22 protein-coding genes and 1 riboswitch are annotated in these 22,750 nt (G+C 55.6%); of the genes, 3 read left to right on the forward strand and 19 right to left on the reverse strand.

All coding sequences use genetic code 11. From position 1 onward, the window contains the following. Positions 1-19 precede the first annotated feature (19 nt). The 8 genes from JJB07_RS07245 to JJB07_RS07280 all read right to left on the reverse strand — a co-directional run bounded on the left by JJB07_RS07245 (position 20) and on the right by JJB07_RS07280 (position 10,230). On the reverse strand, positions 20-886 hold the full coding sequence (locus JJB07_RS07245) for a thiamine pyrophosphate-dependent enzyme (protein ID WP_201632957.1): 867 nt from the start codon (positions 884-886) through the stop codon (positions 20-22). 8 nt (positions 887-894) lie between these two features. Further along, a complete protein-coding gene (locus JJB07_RS07250) occupies positions 895-2,625 on the reverse strand; it encodes a 2-oxoacid:acceptor oxidoreductase subunit alpha (protein WP_201632960.1) in 1,731 nt (576 codons plus the stop codon). Positions 2,626-2,642: 17 nt separating this feature from the next. Further along, complete coding sequence (locus JJB07_RS07255) at positions 2,643-4,910, reverse strand: hypothetical protein (RefSeq protein WP_201632963.1); 2,268 nt, start codon at positions 4,908-4,910, stop codon at positions 2,643-2,645. Then, positions 4,907-6,046, reverse strand: coding sequence for a glycosyltransferase family 4 protein (locus JJB07_RS07260; protein WP_201632966.1), 1,140 nt, complete (start codon positions 6,044-6,046; stop codon positions 4,907-4,909). Before JJB07_RS07260 ends, JJB07_RS07255 begins: the two co-directional genes overlap by 4 nt. A gap of 85 nt (positions 6,047-6,131) precedes the next feature. Beyond that, positions 6,132-7,004 carry a LysM peptidoglycan-binding domain-containing protein gene (locus JJB07_RS07265; protein ID WP_201632969.1) on the reverse strand — a complete coding sequence of 291 codons (873 nt, stop codon included), beginning with the start codon at positions 7,002-7,004 and terminating at the stop codon, positions 6,132-6,134. A 4-nt stretch (positions 7,005-7,008) separates the two neighbouring features. Continuing rightward, positions 7,009-7,148: riboswitch (cyclic di-AMP (ydaO/yuaA leader) on the reverse strand. A gap of 180 nt (positions 7,149-7,328) precedes the next feature. Then, positions 7,329-8,777 carry an aminotransferase class I/II-fold pyridoxal phosphate-dependent enzyme gene (locus JJB07_RS07270; protein ID WP_201632970.1) on the reverse strand — a complete coding sequence of 483 codons (1,449 nt, stop codon included), beginning with the start codon at positions 8,775-8,777 and terminating at the stop codon, positions 7,329-7,331. A 197-nt stretch (positions 8,778-8,974) separates the two neighbouring features. Beyond that, positions 8,975-9,436: a YwhD family protein gene (locus tag JJB07_RS07275; protein ID WP_201632972.1), complete on the reverse strand. Its 462-nt coding sequence runs from the start codon at positions 9,434-9,436 to the stop codon at positions 8,975-8,977. A gap of 149 nt (positions 9,437-9,585) precedes the next feature. Continuing rightward, on the reverse strand, positions 9,586-10,230 hold the full coding sequence (locus tag JJB07_RS07280) for a hypothetical protein (protein WP_201632974.1): 645 nt from the start codon (positions 10,228-10,230) through the stop codon (positions 9,586-9,588). Positions 10,231-10,336: 106 nt separating this feature from the next. On the opposite strand from JJB07_RS07280, the gene JJB07_RS07285 reads away from it, so the two are divergent. After that, the gene (locus JJB07_RS07285) at positions 10,337-11,152 is read left to right on the forward strand and encodes an alpha/beta hydrolase family protein (protein ID WP_201632975.1); all 816 of its coding nucleotides are present in this window, start codon (positions 10,337-10,339) and stop codon (positions 11,150-11,152) included. Positions 11,153-11,219: 67 nt separating this feature from the next. Here JJB07_RS07285 and JJB07_RS07290 read toward each other — a convergent pair whose 3' ends face one another. The 5 genes from JJB07_RS07290 to JJB07_RS07310 form a co-directional block, all read right to left on the reverse strand. Then, positions 11,220-11,906 carry a response regulator gene (locus JJB07_RS07290; RefSeq protein WP_201632976.1) on the reverse strand — a complete coding sequence of 229 codons (687 nt, stop codon included), beginning with the start codon at positions 11,904-11,906 and terminating at the stop codon, positions 11,220-11,222. Continuing rightward, a complete protein-coding gene (locus JJB07_RS07295) occupies positions 11,903-13,504 on the reverse strand; it encodes an ATP-binding protein (protein ID WP_201634458.1) in 1,602 nt (533 codons plus the stop codon). The genes JJB07_RS07290 and JJB07_RS07295 overlap by 4 nt, the downstream gene beginning before the upstream one ends. A gap of 74 nt (positions 13,505-13,578) precedes the next feature. After that, positions 13,579-15,105, reverse strand: a complete 1,527-nt coding sequence (locus JJB07_RS07300; RefSeq protein ID WP_201632977.1) for a tripartite tricarboxylate transporter permease — start codon at positions 15,103-15,105, stop codon at positions 13,579-13,581. A gap of 12 nt (positions 15,106-15,117) precedes the next feature. Beyond that, on the reverse strand, positions 15,118-15,579 hold the full coding sequence (locus JJB07_RS07305; protein ID WP_201632978.1) for a tripartite tricarboxylate transporter TctB family protein: 462 nt from the start codon (positions 15,577-15,579) through the stop codon (positions 15,118-15,120). A 10-nt stretch (positions 15,580-15,589) separates the two neighbouring features. Next, entirely contained in the window at positions 15,590-16,615 is a 1,026-nt protein-coding gene (locus JJB07_RS07310; protein WP_201632979.1) for a Bug family tripartite tricarboxylate transporter substrate binding protein, read from the reverse strand. A gap of 258 nt (positions 16,616-16,873) precedes the next feature. On the opposite strand from JJB07_RS07310, the gene JJB07_RS07315 reads away from it, so the two are divergent. Next, a complete protein-coding gene (locus tag JJB07_RS07315; RefSeq protein ID WP_201632980.1) occupies positions 16,874-17,575 on the forward strand; it encodes a TerC family protein in 702 nt (233 codons plus the stop codon). Positions 17,576-17,704: 129 nt separating this feature from the next. Here the strand turns inward: JJB07_RS07315 and JJB07_RS07320 are convergent, their stop codons facing one another. Next, positions 17,705-18,709 (reverse strand): MBL fold metallo-hydrolase, encoded by a 1,005-nt coding sequence (locus JJB07_RS07320; protein WP_201632981.1) that lies wholly within the window; start codon positions 18,707-18,709, stop codon positions 17,705-17,707. Positions 18,710-18,800: 91 nt separating this feature from the next. Between JJB07_RS07320 and JJB07_RS07325 the strand changes: the two genes are divergently transcribed. After that, positions 18,801-19,694, forward strand: a complete 894-nt coding sequence (locus JJB07_RS07325; protein WP_201632982.1) for a TIGR01777 family oxidoreductase — start codon at positions 18,801-18,803, stop codon at positions 19,692-19,694. A gap of 80 nt (positions 19,695-19,774) precedes the next feature. Here JJB07_RS07325 and JJB07_RS07330 read toward each other — a convergent pair whose 3' ends face one another. The 5 genes from JJB07_RS07330 to JJB07_RS07350 all read right to left on the reverse strand — a co-directional run bounded on the left by JJB07_RS07330 (position 19,775) and on the right by JJB07_RS07350 (position 22,537). Continuing rightward, entirely contained in the window at positions 19,775-19,960 is a 186-nt protein-coding gene (locus JJB07_RS07330; RefSeq protein ID WP_201632985.1) for a hypothetical protein, read from the reverse strand. Positions 19,961-20,037: 77 nt separating this feature from the next. After that, on the reverse strand, positions 20,038-20,262 hold the full coding sequence (locus tag JJB07_RS07335) for a hypothetical protein (RefSeq protein WP_201632987.1): 225 nt from the start codon (positions 20,260-20,262) through the stop codon (positions 20,038-20,040). A gap of 90 nt (positions 20,263-20,352) precedes the next feature. Then, on the reverse strand, positions 20,353-21,075 hold the full coding sequence (locus tag JJB07_RS07340) for an ATP-binding cassette domain-containing protein (RefSeq protein ID WP_201632990.1): 723 nt from the start codon (positions 21,073-21,075) through the stop codon (positions 20,353-20,355). Continuing rightward, complete coding sequence (locus JJB07_RS07345; protein ID WP_201632993.1) at positions 21,068-21,727, reverse strand: amino acid ABC transporter permease; 660 nt, start codon at positions 21,725-21,727, stop codon at positions 21,068-21,070. The genes JJB07_RS07340 and JJB07_RS07345 overlap by 8 nt, the downstream gene beginning before the upstream one ends. 18 nt (positions 21,728-21,745) lie before the next feature. Beyond that, a complete protein-coding gene (locus JJB07_RS07350; protein WP_201632996.1) occupies positions 21,746-22,537 on the reverse strand; it encodes a transporter substrate-binding domain-containing protein in 792 nt (263 codons plus the stop codon). Positions 22,538-22,750 lie beyond the last annotated feature (213 nt).

Consider the following 22,750-nt stretch of genomic DNA (forward strand, 5'->3'; position numbering starts at 1 on the left):
GAGGGGGTTTTTTCGTCAACTACGCGCGACGGAATTGGTCGATCAGCGCTTGCATTTCGTCATTCGGAATTTCCAAAGGTACTTTCACCGTACCTTGCTCCGTTGCACCGAGCACGACTTCGTGGAAGGCCGGGCGTTGTTCTTGGTAGAGGATGCCCGTGCAAACCGAGTCGGTCTCTGCGATGCGCTGCAACGCCATCGCTTTGTTGGTCGGGTCGTAGCCTTCCTCTTCATCGAAGTTGACGATGTTCTCCTTGAACCATTCGTAGGTGTTGACACGGTTGAACGTCACGCACGGAGAGAACACGTTGATCAGCGAGAAGCCTTTGTGCTTCATCCCCTCTTCGATCAAGCGTTGCAGTTGCTTGAGGTCTCCGGAGAACGCTTGTGCGACGAACGAAGCTCCCGAGACAATCGCCAGCTCCAGCGGTTTGATCGGCTCTTCGGCAACGCCTTGCGGAGAGGTTTTGGTCTTGAAGCCTTTTTTTGACGTCGGGGACGATTGGCCGGTGGTCAGGCCGTAGATGTGGTTGTCCATGACGATGTAGGTGATGTCGACGTTGCGGCGGCAGGCGTGGACGAAGTGCCCCACCCCGATGCCGTAGCCGTCGCCGTCCCCGCCTGCCGCGATGACGGTCAGGTCTTGGTTGGCCATCTTGATCCCTTGCGCCGTCGGCAGAGAACGACCGTGCAGGGAGTGGAAACCGTAGGAGCCGAAGTGCTGCGAGATTTTCCCGGAGCAACCAATCCCCGAGACGCAGCAGACGTCCTCCGGTTCAAGGCCCATTCTTACACAGACTTGTTGCAGGGCGGCGAGGACGGAGAAGTCTCCGCATCCCGGACACCAAGTCGCTTTGTCATACCGAAAGTCAGCCATCGTTGCCATGTCTCAAATCACCCCTTCACCGCTGTGACGATATCGCGAATCGTAAACGGATTGCCATCGTACTTCAACACCGGAGTCAGCTTGTCGTGGAAGCCGATCTCGCGAGCGATCAGGCCGGTCAGTTGACCCGTGTAGTTGTTGTCGATGACGTAGACTTTTTTCGCTGCTTGGAAATATTTTTGCGTGTCTTTCGGGAACGGTGCCAAGCAGCGGAATTGCAGGTGACCCCACGAGAGGCCGTCCATTTGCCTCGTCGCTTCTTCGATCTGCGCTTGGGTCGAACCCATGCCGACGATCAGCACGTCCGGCGTCTCGGCGCCTTTGTACTCGAAGCCCCAGTCGTTGATGTTTTTCTCCAACACGTCCAGTTTGCGGAAGCGTTTTTCCATCTGCGCTTTGCGCATCGGCACGTCCTCGATCTCCAAGCCCGTCTCTTCGTGCTCGTTGGTCAGGGCGCAGTAGCGGCCGTTTTTCATACCGGGGATGGAGCGTGAGGAGACGCCCGATTCGGTGTCGAGGCTGTAGCGTTTGAACGCGCCCTTTTCCAAGGCATCGAGTTGCTCTTGGGTGACGATGTTTTTGCGCGCGATGTCGACGGTGGAGAGGTCGAGGTCTTGGAAGCCCATTTTGTTCATCCCAATCAGCAGGTCGGAGCAGACGATGACCGGCAGTTGGTACTCTTCTGCGAGGTTGAAGGCACGACCGATCTGGTAGAAGCAGTCCGGGATCGAAGTCGGGACGATCACGACGCGCGGCGTTTCGCCGTGGGAGCCGAACAGCGCACCGTTGACGTCCGATTGCTCCGTTTTCGTAGGCAGACCGGTCGACGGACCGCCGCGCATAACGTCTACGATAACCAGCGGCGTCTCGGAGATGCCGGCCATGCCGAGCGCTTCCATCATCAGAGACAGGCCCGGTCCGGACGTCGAAGTCATCGAGCGCACGCCTGCGTAGTTCGCCCCGATCGCCATGATACAAGCGGCGATTTCGTCTTCCGCTTGCAACACTTTCCCACCGTACTTCGGCAGATTGGCAAGCACCCAGTACAGAATCTCCGTCGCCGGCGTAATCGGGTACGCCGCGAGGATGCGGCACCCGTTCAGGACAGCGCCGAGACCGATCGCTTCGTTGCCATTCATGAGCAGATAGCCTTTGGACGGACGGGTTGCTTGGGGCGCCGGACGGCGAACGTCCGGGTAGTTTTCCTTGATGTAGTCGTAGCCTTTGTTAAACGCGGTCTTGTTGAGATCGACGAGCTCTTGGCCTTTTTTGCCGAATTGCTGTTCGATCTGTTCGTAGAAGTTGCTCGGGTCGATGTCCAGCACGTAGGCAGAAGCTCCGGCGGCAACCATGTTTTTGATGATCGGGTTGCCGAGCTCCTTCGCCATGTCGAGCAGCGGCACGGAGCAGACGCGCAGACCCTCACGTTTGGTTTGCGCTTGGAACTTCGCATCGTGTAAGATGATGCCGCCCTCGATCAGTTCGTCCTCGTTTTCTTGGATCGAGAGTTGGTCGAACGCGACCAGCATGTCGAGATCGTCGCCGTGGTAGTAGACATGGTCGGTGGTCGACGCACGAATTTTGTAGTTCGTGTGGCCGCCCTTGACGAGCGACATGAAATGGCGATAGGCAAATATGTAATAGCCCATCCGCGTGAGCACGGTCGCGAGGATCTCCCCGGTGGAGTCGATCCCCTCACCTTGGGCCCCGCCAACCTTCCAAGTGAATTCGTTGGTCATGTATGTCACCTCATACTTCATTCTTGTGGAGCCGTGTCATTAGCTAGTATGTCCCAATTGCGGAATTCCATCTCACGTCTTGGTTGTGCTTCCACCAGCGGCACGGTTGCATAGAGCAGAGCCAGCGCCGCCGCGACGACGCCGGAGTCGTTGAACAGAAACGCCGCAAGAGCTGCCGTCAGCACCATCCGCCCGTTGCGTCGGAGCACGGGGGTGGCGTTTTTGCGACGGTAGATGCGCAGGACCAGAAACGCGAGCAACAGCAGGAACAGCTTGCCCCACGCCGAGACGCGCAGGAGCAGGAAGTTCAATTGCACTTTGCGCATCGCGATCTGGTAGAGATCTGAGAATTTACCATCCATCAATCCCTGAGCGGCGCGTCCGATGTGCGTCTGCTCCGTGTTTGGAAGCATCACATTGAGCGTGAGCATCCCGAAGATGACGGCTGTGGAAGCTAGACTGAGCCACACCCAATTTTTGCGTGACATCCGCCAGTGACTGAACTGCATCAGCGCATACGTGCATCCCACGGCGGCTGCCAACGCTCCGCCGGCGTTCGTCCCGATGCGGGGAGCAGCAAACAGATAGATCACGCCTAGAAAAAGCGCCGTCGCCCACGCCTTCCCGCGCTGCGAAAGCTTGCTTCGTGTACGGTTCAGGGCATTAAGACTCAGCAAAAGCGACCCGAGCAGAACGCCCATGTACTCGTTGCCGATGCCATAGTAACGGGCTCCGGCGATGGGATCATAGGACAGTACGGCGAGTTCCAAAAGCGGTCCTCCGATCAGCATGTCCACCACGAGCGTCAGGACGGTCAGCCCGGCGATCGTTCCAAGCCGTACCAACGGATCGCGGAACCCGCGTGCCATCAGCCACAGCGAAACGCTGAGCCCGAGTGAAAACCAAACGGTCTGCTCCGTGTTCACCGGATGGAATAGCGGGACAAACAACCACGAGAGCGGAAATACCAGCATCCATTCCGAGATCGGCGCGAGGAATCGCAACCAATTTCTGCGGAACAACTCCGCAAGCAAAATCAACGCCGCCAGCCCAATCCACGTGTTGATCCAACCTTTGATCAACACCGAACGGGCGTTGCTTGGCACGAGCATTCGATCCACGATCCCGTTCAAGAGATTGAGATTGTCCACCTGCGTATTCATCACCGTCTGGGAAACGGCAGGCTGTCCCACCCATCCGTACCGATTTGCCACGAAGCCAAGCCCGCGCAGATAACTTGCAAACGTCGGCGCGAGGTCGTAGTTGGCGATGAGGCCCTTGCGCTTCGTTGTCGTGGACGTAAGCATCCCGCCTGCCATCACATCTCCCCCCGCCATCAATACCGGCGCCAGAGCGGGCGCGTCGGAAGCGGGGTTTTTCACAGGTGTTGTCACAGCGACCAACGTCGTCGGACTCGCATCTCCCAGCAGTTTGCCAAGCAATGCGTCCCCGTCACGAAGCGCCAGATCATAGGCCCGCTGGGATTGCTGGTCTTGCATGAGATCACGGGACTTCATCCAGCGTGTCAAATCTCCCGGCTCCAGCACGAGGAACTGGGCATGCTCTTTGATTTTTCGATAGCTTTCGAAAAAAGCGCTCACATCGGTCCGCACTCCGTACGGACGCGAAGGGTCCGCTACTCGACCGGCTTGAAAAGAACCGAAATCCACCTGTCCCTGGCTGTCCGTCGCAATCAACGCCGCCGAACGGTTAACTTCCCCGCCCCAGTCGGAATTGGCAATAACAGCCGTTTTGCCGCCCGGTTCGTGGATGATATCGCCGAGCAGACCCACCGTGGAGGGATTTCCTTTTTGCTTGTCCACGCTTTCGAGAAATTGCGGCCATTGCGGCAAAACAACGCCCGCCGTCGGTTCCTTGCCCATATGTCGGATATAGAGGTCGCGCCCCGTTACCGTCTGGCCGTCTTGCTGAACCGTCTCTCCCGCTTCATACGCTTCAACCGACGAGAGATTCGCCCCCGAACGACTGCCTGCCCCGATGGTGAGGGCGGCGTTGACGTCCGTTTTGCTTCCGAGCGTGTTCAAGTTCATGACGCCGATGGAGCCGACCTCTTGCATGTGCCAGAGGTTCGGCGTCCGCTCAGGCGTAATGTCCGAAAGGCGCAACCCGTCGAGCAACAGCAAGACCACTTGCCGCTGGGTCTTCACGGGATCGTTGGAATACGCAATATCATCTGCGGCACGTGCTGACGAGACGGGCAGCGCCAGAGAGAGCAGCATCAGCAACACCAACAGGCCACCGCCGAGCCTGAATTTTTTTCTCATACGATCACTCCTTGGCGACTCTCCATCACCGCGTCATATTCCTTGAGCACCGCCTGCATCATCCCGTGTCGGGAAAAATGCTCCTGTGCCCGTTGAGAGCCGAGACGTCCCATTCGCTCGCGCACATCCGGCCGTTCGATCAAATAGCACAGGGAACTCGCGAGCAAAACCGAGTCTTCCGGCGGGACGAGCAGACCTGTCTCGCCATGCACGACCACTTCCGGCAACCCGCCGACATCGCTTGCGACTACGGGACGACCCGCCAACATCGCTTCAATGGCGACGAGGCCCAGACCCTCCTGCCTCGACGGGCAGACGGCGATGTCCACGCCCGGCAACACCTGTGCGGCGTTCGGCACTTCGCCGAGAAAACGCACGCGGGCGAGACCGACTTTGCCTGCGAGATATTGATAGTCGGACAACATCGGCCCGTCGCCGATCAGAACCAGTTCGGCATCGAAGCCTCGCGACAATAAAATCGTGAACGCTTCGAGCAGCCTGTCGATTCCCTTCTCCGGCACCATCCGCCCGATGCACGCGATCACCACGCGATCGTCGTCTTCACAACCAAGCACAGCACGCGCATAGCGTCGAGTCAGCGGCGGCGGGCCTTGTATGCCGTTGCGAATCGTCACCGAACGGTACTCTTCCACGCCGTGTGACAAGCGAATTTCTTGTCGCAGCGAATCGGACACGGCGATGATGCGGTCGGTGTCGACGGCGAGGCGGCGCTCCAGCGCGTTCATCGCTTTTTTCAAAAGAGCTTGGCGGGGCAGGACGTGGTTGTGGACGGTGTAGAGCACAGCCGGGCGGGGTTCGATACCGCGCACGGCAAACCGTCCGACATAGCCCGCTTTGGCCCCGTGCAGGTGGACGATGTCAAACTTCTCCCGCCGCATGACTTTCTGCAGATGCCGCACAGCCAGCCAGTCGGAGATTGGATTCATCCCGTCATCGAGCGGAAACGGCACGGTCGAAACCAAACTCCTGAGTTCTTGAAAAAGCGCCGTTTTCTTCGGGCACGCCGCCGTAACACGGTGTCCGGCGTCTTGCAAGCCTTGAATCAAATCCAGCACATGACGACGCATGCCGCCCTGCATCGGGCGCAACACTTGAAGTACATGATAGGTACGCATAAGGTCACCTCTCTCATCTCTTCCAGTACTTCCCCGAAATGAGCATGAAAAAACCACCTGCTCTCCAAGAGAACAGGTGGTTTTTTTATTTCAAGATATAGAGTTGGATATTTTGCTTGCCGAACTGGATCAGTTGGGTGTGGTTCGCGTCGATGTAGATGTCGATGCGGTTGCCCTTGATCGCGCCGCCGGTGTCTTCGGCAGTTGCGAAGAAACCGCCCGCCGGAAGCAGCGGAGAATTGTAGCCGGTCACCCAGACTTTCGAGCCCAGCGGAATCACGTTCGGGTCGACCGAGATGACGCCTTCACGCACTTGGGTGCCCATCTTGGTCTTGCCGCCCCATTGCCACATGATGTTGCCCGGACCGTACGCGGTAGCCGCGACGTCAACGGTCTTGGAATATTCCTTGCCGGCAACGGTCGGAGCGGCCGGTTGCTTCACCGGCGCAAGAACCGGAGTGGTACGAACCGGAGTCGGAGCTTTTGCTTCTGCACGAGCCGGAGCCGGAGTCGCTGCGTGTTCTGCGCCCTTGGCCGGAGCTGGGGACGTTTCGATCGCTTTGACGACCGGAGTGATGTTGGTGTTCTTGCCGACCGGAATCGTGATCACTTCGCCGATGAAGAGGTTCTCACGGTCGAGGTGGTTCACACGTTTGATGTCGGCGATGGTGGTGTTGTAGCGTTTCGCGAGATAGCTCATGTAGTCACCGTTGCCCACTTTGTACGGGAACGGCATGTTGAGCGTTTGGCCTGCGAGAACGACGTCCGATTTCAAGTTGTTGGTGAATTTCACCGCTGCCACCGTGGTGCCGTTGACTTTCGCCAGCTCGGAAAGGGTTTGGCCCGGTTGGACGGTGATTGCGGCCGCTTCGGCCTTGGTGTTGATCAGGGTCAGTGCGCCTGCCATCATCAGAGTACCTACGAGGAGGTGCTTCCAATTTTTCTTCATGTTCATCATGTTGCACGTCCCTTCTAAAAGCCTGCGGAGTTAGCTGACGGATTCGGGAAGAAGGTTCCCGCCCGTTGACGAGTTGTCACGGGTTCACCCCAAGTTTGGTTCCTCCGCTCCTCTTCGAAAGTGAGGATTCGGCTTGTTAAGTTTTATTTGTCGTTCGCTGTCGAACATAGGCATAACTCTACCAGACAATCCCGAGTGCTTCACTAGGTGATAACTGGAAACCGACTGGGAAATCCTCCGCAGCCGATGAGACTGCGGGTTCCCACCGAATTGGAAAAAAGCTCCCGTCCACCTCGGCGGTGGACGGGAGCTCTTTTTCGGGTATTATTTGAGAACTTTGACGAATTCTATGTTGGGATCGTCCGGGCCTTGGACCGGCAGACCTTCTTTGACATGTTCGACGATGTAGTCGATGTTGTCGGTGGTGACGACTTCGCCCGGCATGACAATCGGGATACCCGGCGGGTAGACCATGATGAACTCGGCGATGATGCGGCCGGCCGCTTCTGCAAGCGGGATGATCTCCGTCTGCTTGTTGTAGAACGCGTCGCGCGGCGAAAGGGCCAGCAGCGGCGTGGACGGGTACTTGACCTGTTTGCGCTCCAGAACTTCGCGGCGGTACTTCGTCGCGATCACTTCAAGTGCGCTGACGAGCGCGTCAATCGTTTCTTGCGTGTCGCCGAACGTGATGATGCAGAGAATGTTGTAGAGGTCGGACATTTCGACTTCGATGTTGAAGTCGGTGCGCAGAATCTTCTCGACTTCCCAGCCCGTCAGACCTAAGTTGGAGACGGTGACGTTGATTTTCAACGGGTCGTGTGCGAAGGTTGCGGAGTTTTTCAGAATCTCGTCGCCGAAGCAGTAGAGACCGTCGATCGCATTGATGCGGTTGCGGCAAGCGCGGGCGAGTTCCAGTGTTTTGGTAATCAGGTCGTGGCCGTGGATGGCGAGGTTCTTCCGTGCGACGTCCAACGAGGCCAGCAGCAGGTACGACGTCGAAGTCGTATGCAACATGGAGAGCACCGATTGGACGTGGTCCGGCGAGACCAAGCCTTCGCGGACGTTGAGCACCGAACTCTGCGTCATGGAGCCGCCGAGTTTGTGAACGGACGTGGCCGCCATGTCGGCACCGGCTTGCATCGCCGAGAGCGGCAAGTCTTCGTGGAAGCCAAACAGCACGCCGTGCGCTTCGTCAACCAAAACCGGGATGCCGCGTTCATGCGACAGATCCACAATCGACTTGAGATCGGCGGACACACCGAAGTAGGTCGGGTTGATCAGAAGCAGCGCTTTGGCGTCTGCGTTTTCGTCAAGCGCCTTGCGAACCGTATCGAGCGATACGCCGTGGGCGATGCCGATCTCCGGATCGATCTCCGGATGCATAAATACTGGATGCGCTCCAGAGAAGATGATCGCCGAGAGGATCGACTTGTGGACGTTTCGCGGTACGAGAATTTTCTCACCGGGGCCGACGGCAGCCATGACCATCGTCATGATCGCACCGGACGTTCCGTGTACCGAGAAATAAGTATGGTCCGCGCCGTACGCGCGTGCGGCCAGCTCCTGCGCCTCCTTGATAATTCCCTTCGGCGAATGCAGGTCGTCCAACGGCGCGATGTTGATCAAATCTATGGACAATGCGTTCGGTCCGATGAACTCGGAGAATTCGTTCGGCATCCCGAAGCCTTTTTTATGCGCGGGAATGTGAAATTGAATCGGGTTCCGGCTCGCGTGTTCCACGAGCTTCGTGAACAGGGGGGTTTGGTTTTGCATTCTCACACCTTTCCTTTCGTCAGAAACATAACGAAAGCCATTATATCACCTTTGGTGCTAGATTAGAAATAATATTTTCTCATCTTTTAGTATGAACTTGCAGTCGCGATCGATGGCTGTTGCTAGTATCCCCGCAAATCGAAAAAACACCCTGTCGCCGACACGCGAAAACAGGGTGTTTTTTTGCGCAAAAGGGGTTAGGCAAGCTGTGCTTTGACGTCATCCGGCGTGTTGGCCCAGAGGTCTGCGCGGAACGTTTCCATGAAGGTGCGGAGCTTGGTTTTTTGGTCGGCATCGAGATGCGGGAGTTGGACTTTGCCTTTGATCGCGCCCTCCATCGCCATGACCAGCGGGCCGACGCTTTTGTAGCCGACCATGAGATCGCGGTTGACGACGATTTCGGCGGAGACGATGCCGTGGTAGCCGCGGCCGGACTCGAACGTTTTCAATTGAATCCAGACTTCTTGGATGCGGCGGCCGTTCGGGACGTCCTCCGGTTTGGTATAGGTGCGGAAATCGACGCCGCGTTCGAGGCGGGACTTGCCGTGGATGGCACCGTTGTCAACATAAATCTCGTCGCCGTCGATCATGACGACAGACAGCGTAGCGAAATCCTCCGGGGTGTCATGCCCCGTGCGTCCGGTAAGATTCAGTTCCATGAGGGAGTTCCTCCTATGTAGTGTTGTTGAGTTTATTGTAGCGCAGATGGAGGTTGCTGTCATGCCAAGAAGGTCAGAGGGTTTCGTGAGCAGAAGTAGTGGAGAAAAAAAGCCCAACGGAGTAAGTTGGGCTTCTTTTTCGCGAGTGTTTAGTTTTCGGGTCGGAGTTCCGGTTTCTTGGCGTTCTTGCTGAGGTACCAGACGAGGCCCCAGACGACGACGGTGGCGCAGATCATGAAGAAGAAAAAACCTCCCGCATGGATGCAGAGCACGACGAGCCATGCGTTGGTGAGCACGAAGTGCGTTTTGCGCATGTCTTTGTTCTTGACGCGTTGGAACAGCATGCCGTAGATCGCCAGGGCGAGCAGGAGCAAGAAGCCGGCGAGACCGGACTTGACTTTGGCGTCGCTGAATTTGGTGATCAGGTAGTATCCGCCGTGGATCGTGACCAGAATCAAGGCGATGTATCCGGTGTAGGTATGGACTTTGTAGAGGAGCTTGCCGGTTTTTTTGATCAAGTTGTTCGGGGTGCCGAGTTTTTTCTTGAACAGGAACCACCAGAAGCTCAGGCCCCCGAAGGCGATGGCGATGTTGCCGAGGAGAGTGAAAATTTCGTTGCCTTCTTCTTTGTGCATGCCAGGTGGACGCTGACCGTTGCCCATCCCTTCGCCCATCGGCGGGCGTTGGCCCGGTACGCGGGTCGGAATGCTATAATAATAGTAGGCAATGAGTGCTGCACTGACGAGGATCACGAGAATTGCAGGGACCCAGATGCGTAGACGACCTTTTTCCATAACTCCAACTCCTTGTATGGTGCTCTCTTTTCTTGGATGTTTGCATTATAGAAGACGAAGATTTGAAATTGATTTGAGACTTGATTTGACGAAAGGAAGTTTGCTGATGGAGCGGATGCCTTTGGATGGGACGATTGTATCTCGAAAATCGATGCTCGTCCATGAAGAGTATCGTGACCAAGTGACGGTCGAACGAATCCTCTATCTCGTGGACGGGTTGAAGGTGGTTGGATTTCTTGCAAAGCCGTTGGCGGCACGTGTGGGTCAGAAGTTTCCCGTGATGATCTACAACCGGGGCGGGTTTCGGTCGTTTAGCAAGATCAAGGACGAGGCCTTGCGTCGAATCGCCGGGTATGCGGCGCGCGGGTATGTCGTGCTGGCGACACAGTATCGCGGCAATGACGGCGGGCAGGGGCGCGATGAATATGGCGGAGTGGATTTGAAGGATGTAGTTGCGCTCTCGTGGCTGGCAGAGAGCCTGTCAGAGGCGGATGTGGAGCGGATGGTGATGTTTGGACATTCGCGGGGTGGGATGATGACGTATCTGTGCATTCGGCACGGGATGAAGCTGCTGGCGGCCGCTGTGACGAGCGCACCGACAGACTTGGCTCGCAGGCCGTTGCCTCATGCGTTGGAGCAGTTGTACGGAGATTTGTTCGGAGAGCCGGAGGAGAATCCCACTGCGTATGAGGAGAGGTCGGCGTTGCGATGGGTGGAGGAATTGCGGGTGCCGCTGTTGATCCAAGCGGGCGGCGTGGACAAGCGAGTTTTTCCGGAGGAGTCTATGGAGTTGGTGGAGCGATTGCAGGAACTGGGGTACGAGCACAAATTCATCCTCTATCCAGAAGGCGACCATCATTTAGAGACTGTGAAAGAAGCGCGAGATGAGGCGATTTTTGCTTGGTTTGAGAAGTATGTTTGAGAAAAAAATAGATCGCCCTTGAGTTGGTTCCTCGGCGATCTATTTCTGATTTTATGTGTGTAAGGTTCTAGCCCGAGTAAACTCCTCGGTAGACCCGTTCGGGCCTGCCGACATCGCCGTAGGACAGGTCGGCGGTGACTTGGTCTTTGGAGACGAGGAATTCGAGGTAGCGGCGGGCGGTGGAGCGTGAGACGCCGATCTGGCGGCCGACCGCTTCGGCGGTGAGGCCGACTCGTTCCGCGGCGATGACGCCGGTGATTTTTTCGAGCGTCAGGGTGTCGATGCCTTTGGGCAGGTAGGAGTCCTTTTTCTCCCCTTGGCTGTGGAGCAGGCGGTCGATCTCCTCTTGCTCGATCTGAACGCGCTCCGTTTTCAAACGATCCAACTTCCCGCGATACTCTTGGAAGCGCAGCAAGGTCTTCTGAAACCGCTCAAACACCAACGGCTTCACGATGAAGTCAAAAACTCCGCTGCGCAGCGCGTCTTCCACCGTGCCGACTTCCTTCGACGCCGTAATCATGATCACATCCGTCTCCCGATGGTGTTCCTTGATATACCGCAACAGATCCAACCCGTTCATATCCGGGAAAAAAATATCCAACATCACCAGATCAGGCCGCAAGATCTCAAGTTGCTCCTGCGCCTGCGCTTGGTCGGTGGCAATTCCGATCACTTTGTATCCCGGTACTTTTTCAACAAATCGTCTGTTGATCTCTGCGATGCGCAGGTCGTCCTCTACGATCAGTACGTTCATGCTCCGTCTCCTCTCCCTGCTTTCCGTTTTGGAATCGCAACTGTGAACAGACTTCCCCGCGGTTGCAACGCTGTATAGGTAATATACCCGCCGAGTTGTTCCACCGCCCGCTTGACCAGAGCAAGCCCGAATCCGCGATGCTGCTCGGCTTTGGTGGAAACTCCCACGTCAAACATGCTTGCGAGAACGGCTTCCGGCACCCCCGGCCCTGTATCTTCGACTTCCAAAATACAATCATCGCCGAGGTCGGTCAACAACACCCGCACTTGCTTCTCCGTACTCTCCTCCCCGAGCACCGCTTCCATCGCATTCTCCAACAAGTTGCCTAAGATCGTCACGAAATGACTGCGATCCAAACTCAAAGGCACATCCACAAACGAACTGTGCGGGTCGAGTTTCAGTTCGACTTTGAGCTCCTGGGCGCGGTTGAATTTGCCGATCAAAAGTCCTCCGATCATCGGGTCGGGCACTTGTTGCATGATAAACTGCACGAGATTCTGATGCACATCCGACTCGCGTGTGATCAACTCCAACGCTTCCTGATACGATTCCAACTGAATCAGCCCGGAGATCATATACAGCTTGTTGGAAAACTCATGCGTCTGCGCCCGCAACGATTCGGCGTAGCGCTTCACTTGCGACAATTCCTCCGTCACTTTGTAGAGCTCCGTCTTGCTTCGGAAACTCGCCACCGCTCCGATGACGTGCCCGCGATGGTCCACAACCGGCACTCGATTGACGATCAGCGCATCATCGACGCCGATCATTTCTTGGTCGTACTCCGACTGTCCCGACTGCACCACTTCCAGCAAACGCGAACCCGGCAGCACATCTAAAATGTACGACCCCACGACTTCCCCGCCCTCGGCAAAACCGAACATCCTCGCCGCCGTTTGGTTGACCATCGTGACGTTGCCCGCTTGGTTGACGGCGATGATGCCTTCGCGAATCGACTCCAACACCGCTTGTTTCTCCCGATACAACCGCCCGATCTCACGCGGCTCCAAGCCCAAGATCGCCCGTTTCACCCCCGTGGAGATCAGCAGGGCTCCGATGACGCCGATGCCAAACGACAGTTGAATCAGCCAGATGATTTTTTTCTGATACGGAGCTGTGCGTGCCGCGATGTCCTCTTGCATCATCCCCACGGACACGATGCCGATGACCTGCCCCTGTGCCCCGAAGATCGGCGCCTTGCCACGCAAGGACGGCCCCAAAGAACCGACCGCTTCTGAAATGATCGAATGCCCTTGCAGAACCGGCCCGTTGTCACCGCCGACCATCTCTTTGCCGATTCGATCCGGAACAGGATGGGAAAAACGGATGCCTTCGCGATTGCCGACCACGATGTACTCGGCGTCCGTCTTGACGCGAATTTCCTCGACAATCGGTTGAATCACAATCCACGGTTCGGGGTCGTCGAACGCGTTTTTGATCTCGGGAATTTGAGCGACCGTTTCAGCAACGGCGAGCGCCCGCGTCCCGATCTCGTTTTTCATAATTTGTGTTTCCATATGTTCGAGATAAATTCCAAAAATACTGATAATGACAAAGATCAGGGAACAGATCAGAAGTATCAGTTTGGTTTGCAAGCGCAGCAGAAACGCCCCCTTCTCCTCCTATCATATCGAAAAACCCATTCCCGTTAAAGGAATGGGTTTATTTGTAAAACTTAACCTTCTTCGTTGACCAATACTTTTTTGCCGCGCAACTTCAGCAAAAGCGGGACGGTGATCCACAAAACTGCGATGATCAGGAACACCAAGGAGACCGGTTTTTGCAAGAAGATCATGAAGTCGCCGTTGGAAGCGGTCAAGGCACGGCGCATGTTGTTTTCGATCATCGGGCCGAGGACGAGGCCCAAGACGAGCGGAGCGAGCGGGAAGTCGTTTTTCAAAAGGAAGTAGCCGGCGACCCCGAACCCCATCAACAGCATCAGGTCGAACGTGTTGGTTTGAACCGCATAGACCCCGAAGACAGAAATCGCGACGATCATCGGAATCAGGTACTTCGGCGGCATCTGAATGATCTTGGCGAATACTTTGACCAACGGCATGTTCAACGCAAGCAACATCAAGTTGCCGATGAACATCGACGCGATCAAGCCCCACGCCACTTGGGGATGCTCTTCGAACAGCAAGGGACCCGGCTGGACGTTGTACATGATCAACGCCCCCATGAGAATCGCCGTGGTGCCCGAGCCCGGAATCCCCATCGTCAAGAGCGGAATCATCGCCCCGCCAGACGCTGCGTTGTTTGCCGATTCAGGAGAAGCGACGCCTGCGATCGCGCCTTTGCCGAACTTCTCCGGGTTCTTGGAGAGTTTTTTCTCCATGATGTACGCGAAGAACGAAGCGAGCGTTGCGCCGGCACCCGGCAAGATGCCGATGAAGAAGCCAAGCAGAGAGCCGCGAGCGATCGGGCCCGCACTTTCCTTCATGTCTTGCTTGGTCGGGAGGATGCGGGTGATCTTCGCCATATCGCCGCCATTTTGCTCGCGTTCAAGGATCGTCTTGAAGACTTCGCCCAGTGCGAACAGACCGACCGCGATGGTCAAGAATTCCAGACCTTGATAGAGTTGCGGAATGTCATACGTGAAGCGACCGACGCCCGAGACGTTGTCGATCCCAATCGTGCCAAGCATGAGGCCGAAAACGGTCATCATCAGCGCTTTCGTCATCGACTTGCCCGCCAAACCTGAGACGGCACAGAGACCGAGGATCATCAGCGAGAAGTACTCAGCGGGGCCGAACTTGAGCGCGACTTCGGACAAAGGTTGCGCCAAGAGAACCAATGCGATCAGCGAGACGACGCCCGCTACGAACGAACCGATGGCGGCAATCGACAGCGCGGCACCGGCACGGCCTTGCTTGGCCATCTGGTAGCCGTCGAGTGCAGTTACCACAGAGGAAGACTCCCCCGGCGTATTCAGCAAAATCGAAGTGGTGGAGCCGCCGTACATCGCCCCGTAGTACACCCCTGCCAGCAAAATAATCGAGGAGGTCGCCGCCGCTTCTTGGCCAAGCCCGCTGGTCAGCGACGCCGTGACCGGAATCAAAAGCGCCACGCCGCTCATTGGGCCGATGCCCGGCAGCACGCCGACCGCAGTTCCGATCAAAACGCCGACGAACGCGAAGACGAGATTGTGCCATTCAAACGCCGTGGCAAAACCGTTCAGTAAATACTGCATCACATCCATTTTGCCACCCCCTTACAACCCCAGCCAGACGGGCCAGCCTGGCAGGGTACCTTGCAGAATTTGAACGAAGATGAAGTACACCCCGTAGGAAAACAGGGCCGAGATGAGCACCGACGAGAGCCACTTGCCTTTTTGCATCGTCTGGAACCCGATCAGGAGAAACACGAACGTGCCGATGATATATCCGATTTCTTCTAAGAAATAGGCGTAGAGTACGGCGGTGACAAAAATGATCCCGAAGCGTTTGTAGTCCAGCTTTTCCTTGGACTCCCCTTCTTGCTTGGGGTACTTGAAGGTTTCATAGAACAGGCGCAGGGAGAGCAAGCCGAAGACGATCCCCAGACCCAGCGGGAAAATGTCCGGGCCGACGTTGCTCCCGTACGCACTGTCCGCGATGCTCTGACTCCCGACGATGAACGCCACCGCGAGGATCAGAGAGACGAGACTTGCGTAGCGGTCGAATGTTTTGTTCATGTTCTCACCATTATTTCGCCATGCCGAGTGCGGTCAGCATGTCTTTGACTTCGACTTCTTGCTTAGCAAGGTAGGCTTTGAAGTCGTCTGCATTTTTGTAGTCGGATTCCCAGCCGTTGACTTGCAGTTCTTTTTTCCATTCCGGGGAGTCGGACAGGGCTTTCAGTTTGTCATTCCAGAATTTCTTGGCTGCGTCAGACATGTCTTGCGGGCCGAACACGCCGCGCCAGATCAGGAATTCTGCGTCCACGCCTTGTTCTTTCATCGTCGGGATGTCTTTCAGGTCACCGCCGAGGCGTTGCGGAGCTGCGACAGCCAGAACTTTGACTTTGCCTGCTTTGAGGTACTCGCCGACCGAGGAAGCATCGGTGCCGATTGCATCGGCATTGCCGCCAAGCAGAGCTGCGATCGCTTCACCGCCGCCGTCGTAGGACACATACTTGACTTTCTTGGGGTCAACGCCCGATTTGAAAGCAGGCAGGACCGCGACGAGGTGGTCCATCGAACCCGGAGCAGAGCCGCCGGCGATGGTGATCTTGGACGGGTCAGCTTTCAGCGCGTCTACCAGCGATTTCAAGTCGGTGTATTTCGAATCCGCTTTCACGACGATTGCACCGTAGTCACGGGTGAGTTGGGCAAGCGGGGTGGTGTTTTTGTAGCCGTACGGGGTGTAGCCTTCCTTCTTGAGGTTGTTGATCAAGATCGGCGGAGAGGAAACGAACAGTCGGTAGTCGTTTTTCTTCTCGGCCGTTGCATAGTCCGCCATGAACACGGTGCCGCCGCCGCCCGGTTTGTTTTCAACCGTCATCGTTTGGTCGACCAGTTTCGCTTCGCCGAGCACTTTGGTGACGGAGCGAGCCGTTTTGTCCCAGCCTCCGCCTGCGCCGGACGGTGCGACCATGACGATCGGCTTCTCCGGGTAGTTGCTTGCTTTGCTATCGCCGCCGTTCGAGGATGTTTTGTCTGCACAAGCGGTCAAGCTCAGCGCCATGACGCCGGTCAGCAGGGCAACCGCCCATTTTTGTTTGGTTTTCATTGTGTATGTCCCCCTTTATGATGAAAGAAGATGAGAGCGCTTTCAGTTCATGGTCAACATCATATCATCGTTCTTTCTGAATTTTGTGTTACGGAAACTAAGTTGCAAAAAGATCATTCTGCACATTTTGGTCATTTTGTTCATGAGGACTAAACGAACAATATGGAAAAAAGAAACTTAATGCAATTTTTGAGTGTAGCTGGTAGTCTTGTAGGAGAGCTGTGGTAAGATGTAAAGTGAATAGGAGGCGGATTGAATTTGGAAACTTTCATCCTCGATCTGTTAAAACTTATCCTCATCAACATCGTGTTGAGTGGAGATAACGCGGTCGTGATTGCGTTGGCTTGTCGCAATCTGCCGCAAGAATTGCAGAAAAAAGCGGTATTCTGGGGCAGTTTCGGTGCCATCGGTTTGCGGATCGTCCTGACGTTCTTGGCGGTCTGGTTGCTTGAAATTCCGTTTGTACAAATTGCAGGCGGCTTGATGCTTCTGTTCATTGCATACAAATTGCTCGCAGGTGACGAGGATGGAGACAACCTGAAATCGGGTAGCTCGATGCGTGAAGCGGTGAAAACCATCATCATCGCCGACCTGATCATGAGTCTCGACAACGTCGTCGCGGTCGCGGGCGCTGCGAACGGCAACTTCCTCATCATCCTCATCGGTTTGGCGATCTCCATCCCGCTGATTATCTGGGGCAGTCAACTTCTGATGACCCTCATGAACCGTTTCCCGATCATCGCACTGCTTGGCGCGGGCTTGCTCGGCTACACGGCGGGCGAGATGATCCTCGGCGACGACGCGATTGCAACCAAAATCGAAGCGTCGTTCCCGGTGGCGCACTATGTGCTCCCGATTGTCCTGGCTGTGCTGGTCATGGTCGTGGGCAAGATGGCCGGCAACCGTGCGGAAAAAGGACAAGTTGCAGCAGAGACAGCGGCAACCAAAGAAGAAGAATAGAAAAAAGAGAAGCCGAAAGTGGCTTCTCTTTTTTTTGTTTCGTGGCTTCTCTTTTTTCGGTTGATGGCAGGTCCTTTTTTCGATAACGCTGTCTGCTTCTGTTCGTCGCCCTGTGGTACTATATGGTTATCAGGACTGTTCCTTCCACCATGTGGAAGTGGGGTACTCCGCCGCACCGAGGTGGACGGTCTCCCCGATTCGCGGCGTGGAGATCGAGACGCCGTGCTCTCGTGCCGCTTGGGTGACGCGTTCAATCGGGTCGGTCCACGAATGGAACGCCAACGTGAACGCCGCCCAATGGATGGGAATCAACAGGTTCCCTTTTACATCCAAGTGCGCTTGCACCGTCTGTTCCGGCATCATGTGAATGGTCGACCAGCGCTCGTCGTATTGACCGCATTCCATAAACGTCAGATCAAACGGCCCCAACTTCTCACCGATCTCTTGAAAATGCGGACCGTACCCGCTGTCTCCACTGAAATAGATCTTGCTCTGCTCGCCGAGAATCACCCACGAAGCCCACAATGTCGTATTGCGGTCGGTCAAACTTCTGCCGGAAAAGTGCCGCGCCGGCGTGCAGACAAGTTTCAACCCGGCGAATTCCGTTTCGTCCCACCAGTCGTGTTCCTTGATTTTCGCTGGATCGACGCCCCAGCGGACCAGATGACTTCCCACACCGAGCGGGACGAAGAACTTCCGGACTTTGTCCTTGAGCTTTTTAATCGAGGGCGTATCGAGATGGTCATAATGGTCGTGGGAAAGCAGCACGGCATCAATCGGCGGGAGGTCTTCGATTTTGAGCGGGGCTTCCTTGCTGTACCGCTTGCCTCCAAATGGCGGCACGGGCGATGGCGTCGCCCCCAACATCGGGTCGAGCAACAGCGTTTTGCCGTCCACTTCCAGAAGCAACGCGGAGTGCCCGAGCCATGTGACTTTGGTCTGTTTCAAATCGCGGTTCGGAGCGAGACCCACCGACTCGACTGCAATCGGGGTTGTAGGCTTGCGATTGGGATGCGGCTTGAGAAAGTCCTTCAACATCGAAACGGTATCTTTGAACCCCGTGTTCATATCGGTCGGGATCAGGTTGACGAATTTGCCTTCGCGAAAGTTCGGGGATTGGTGAAAGTCCTTCATGACAACGATCTCCTTCTTCTTCACATACACTCATCATGACAAAACTCAAAGTGGAAGTCAAAACATTAACCCCTCCCAAGGAGTGATCGAGATGAAAATCGCCATCGCAGGTGGTAGTGGCTTCATTGGACAGCACTTGATCTCAAACTGGCTTCAAAATAAACACGAGGTGTTCCTCATCTCCCGCTCGCAACAACCGACCTCCGACCCCCTGCTGACTTCGGTCACCTGGAAAGACCTCGAACAAAACCCGCACCGTCTCGAAGGAGTCGAGGCCATCGTCAATTTGGCGGGCGAATCGATCAACCAGCGCTGGACGGAGGATGCGAAGCGGCGCATCTTGCAATCGCGTCTGGATACCACAGGACAGATTGCAGACTTCGTCGCCAAGTTGGAGAACAAGCCCGCTGTCGTCGTCAACGCATCCGGCATGTCGATCTACGGGTTGTCCGAAACGGCGACGTTCGATGAAAACTCCCCGCACATCCACGACCACTTCCTCTCCGATGTCGTCGAAGAATGGGAAAAAGCCGCCGATGAAATCTCGGCTTCCCGCATCGTGAAAGTGCGCGTCGGCATCGTCCTCGGGATGGACGGCGGTGCTTTTCCCAAAATGTTCATGCCTTATCGCCTATTCGTCGGCGGCAAAGTCGGCAACGGTCGTCAAGTGTTGTCGTGGATTCACATCGAGGACATGGTGCGCCTGATCGACTTTTGCATCGAGAACCCCGAGGTGGCAGGCGCGGTGAACGGTACAGCACCCAACCCCCTGACCAACGACCAATTCGGACGGATCGTGGGCCGTGTGGCAGGAAGACCGCATTGGATGCCGGTACCGTCCTTTATGATGAAGCTCCTGTTCGGGGAGCTGTCCGTTCTGTTGTTGGAAGGGCAACGCGTCTTGCCCAAAAAAGTCCTCGACCACGGTTTTCAATTCCGTTATCCAACTTTGGATGTCGCGATGAAACAATTGCTCGGGAAATGATGAATCGTAATAAAAAAAACCGCAGGTGCCATTGGGCGACTGCGGTTTTTTTTCGCACGTTTTGTTCGAGCGGTACGATTCTAGGATTCGTTCTGTTTGTCAGACAGTTGCTTTTTCATTTTCTCAATCAGGGCTTGCTTCTTGGAGTCCGCTTGGCCAAATCCGGATCCGGACGATCCGTTGGATTTGTTTTGGAATCCGCCTTGCTTCATGCCGCCACCCGATTGGTTCGTCGGCTTCTTGCGGTTCTCTGCTCTCGGCATCATGCTCACCTCCGTTTTTTGAAAAAAGTCTGTGATAGTACTCTACCTTGTCCTGAGAAAAAAAGCCAGCCTTTTTGAACTTATCTCCTGTCGTGAATGGCCTGCAACGCCCTGCCTTCGTCCTCTCGCTTCACGTAGATGTCATAGGAGATGAGTTCGGGCATGTTGAAATCGGAGAAGCCTCCTGAGGATTTCGTGCGGTACGGGATGCCGGAGCCTTGGAGTTTGCCGACGACTTTGAAGTACGTTGTATGGCCAACGCAGGAGTAGACGAGTTTTTTGTATTTGGTGAAGATCCGGAACATGTGGAATACACCTCCCAATACTTTACAGTATGCAAAAAAAGAGCCGATCCGCAAAGGGGTTCGGCTCTTTTCTTTTTCGTACTCCAGCTCTTACAGCATCTTCTCCAAAAACGTCCTGGCCCGTTCGCTTTTCGGTTGCGAGAAAAACGCTTCCGGGGTTGCGTCTTCTACAATCCGGCCCCCGTCGAGGAACAGGATTCGATCCGCCACTTCGCGGGCGAACCCCATCTCGTGGGTGACGATCGCCATCGTGATCCCCGTGTGCGCCAGAGATTTCATGACGGCGAGCACTTCCTTCACCATTTCGGGATCGAGTGCCGACGTCGGCTCGTCGAACAGCAGAATCTCCGGCTCCATCGCAAGACTGCGCGCAATCGCAACCCGTTGCTTCTGCCCACCCGACAGTCTCGACGGATACACGTCCGCTTTATCGGCAAGACCCACGCGGGTCAGCAACTCCAGCGCTTGTTTGCGCGCTTGCTCCTTCGGAACCTTTTTCACGTTGATCGGTGCGTAGGCGACGTTGTCCAGCACCGTCATGTTCGGGAACAGGTGGAAGTGCTGAAACACCATGCCGATCTCTTGGCGAATCTTCATCGTGTTTGCTTTGGGATCGGTGATTTCCTCGCCCTTGATGTAGACATGTCCCGCGCTCGGCACTTCCAACAGGTTCAAGCAGCGAAGCAACGTCGATTTCCCCGACCCGGACGGGCCGATGATCGCGACGACTTCTCCCTTGCCCACTTCGACGGAGATGTCGTGCAGGACTTCCAGTTTGCCAAACGACTTCGAGAGGTTTTCCACTTTAATCACTGCGACGCAATCTCCTTTCCAACACTTTCGCTCCGCCGGTCAAGATCATGACCATCGTGTAGTAGATCACCGCCACGAACAGCAGCGGTTCAAAGTAAATGTACTTTTCTGCCGCCACCAAGTTCCCGCGGCGCAAGAGGTCGAGTGCGCCGATGGTCGAGATCAGCGCGGTGTCTTTTAACAGCGCGATGCCTTCGTTGACCATCGCCGGGAGAATGTTCTTGATCGCTTGCGGGAGGATGATGTCCCACATCGCTTTGCGGTACGGAATTCCTAACGCCATCGCCGCTTCACGCTGGCCTTTGTCGACCGACATGATGCCGCCTCGGATCGTCTCCGAAATGTACGCCGCCGAGTTCAGGGCGAACGTGATGACGCCGGACTGAATCGCTTCAATTCGATACCCGGTCAACTGCGGTGTTGCATAATGAATCAGCGCCAACATGACGATCAACGGCGTACCGCGAAAAATCGACGTGTACACCATCGCGAATCCGTTCAACGCTTTGTTGTTTGAGATCTTAAACAGTGAGAGAATCACGCCCCAGATCAAGCCGAACAACGCGGACAGGAGCATGTATTCCATCGTGACCCCGATCCCGCTCAAGATAAACGGGATCGAGGGCACGATTTTGCTAAAGTCCAAATTCATGCCCTCGGTCACCCCTTGTTATTTGTTGGTGTCGAACCATTTTTTGATCAAGTTGTCGAGTTCGCCGCTGTCTTTGAGCTTTTTGAGTTCTTTGTTGAAATCGCCGACCAGTGCGGAGCCTTTCGGGAACGCAACGGCAGAGCCTGCCGGTTCGGTCGAGGTGATCGTGTTGAACTCGAGATCGGTGTTTGCAGCGGTGTAGCCTTTCGCGACGGTGTCTTCGATGATCGCGGCGTCGATGCGGCCGGACTTGAGTTCTTGGACGATGTCGCCGATTTTGTTCAGGGAGACGATGTTGAGGCCGTCCATTTTTTTGGCGTCGCCTTCTTGGATCGAACCGAGTTGGACGCCGACTTTCTTGCCTTTGAGATCGGCGGCCGTCTTCAGGTTCGCGCCTTTTTTCTCGACGATGGTGTTTTTCGCTTCATAATAGATGTCGGAGAAATCGGCGTTTTGCAGACGCTCCGGTTTCGGGGTCATGCCCGCCATGACGAGGTCGGCTTGCTTCGCTTGCAGTGCCGGGAGCAGGCCGTTGAAGTCCACGTCCTTGATCTCCAGGTCGTAGCCGAGGTTTTTGGTGATCGCCTTTGCGATGTCGATGTCAAAACCTACGATCTCGTCGGAGCCACCGTCCGTTTTGTGCGATTCATACGGCGGGTAGTCGGCCGAGGTCATGAGGACGAGTTTTTTCTGGCCGGAGGTGGAGCTGCCGGTGTTGTCAGAAGCAGAGTTGGAGCCGCAACCAACGGTCATGGCGAGTGCTGCGGTGACGGAGAGCAGGGTGAGAGCTTTCAATTTGGTATTTTTCATGGTGGTGTTCCCCCTTGGTGTCTGTGTGGTTTCGTGCTGTATGTGGAAGTCGTTCGAACTGTTTTTTTCGTGTATTGCCACGGATATTTATACATCTTATTGAATACGTTGTGCAAGGTTGAAATCCATCAATACTGTTGATTATCTGGAGTATTCTTCACGAAATGCAGGAAATCTCCCGCTTAGAGCCCCTTTGTTGCTCTTGGTTGTAGC

The organism is Tumebacillus amylolyticus, assembly GCF_016722965.1.
GTDB classification, from domain to species: domain Bacteria; phylum Bacillota; class Bacilli; order Tumebacillales; family Tumebacillaceae; genus Tumebacillus; species Tumebacillus amylolyticus.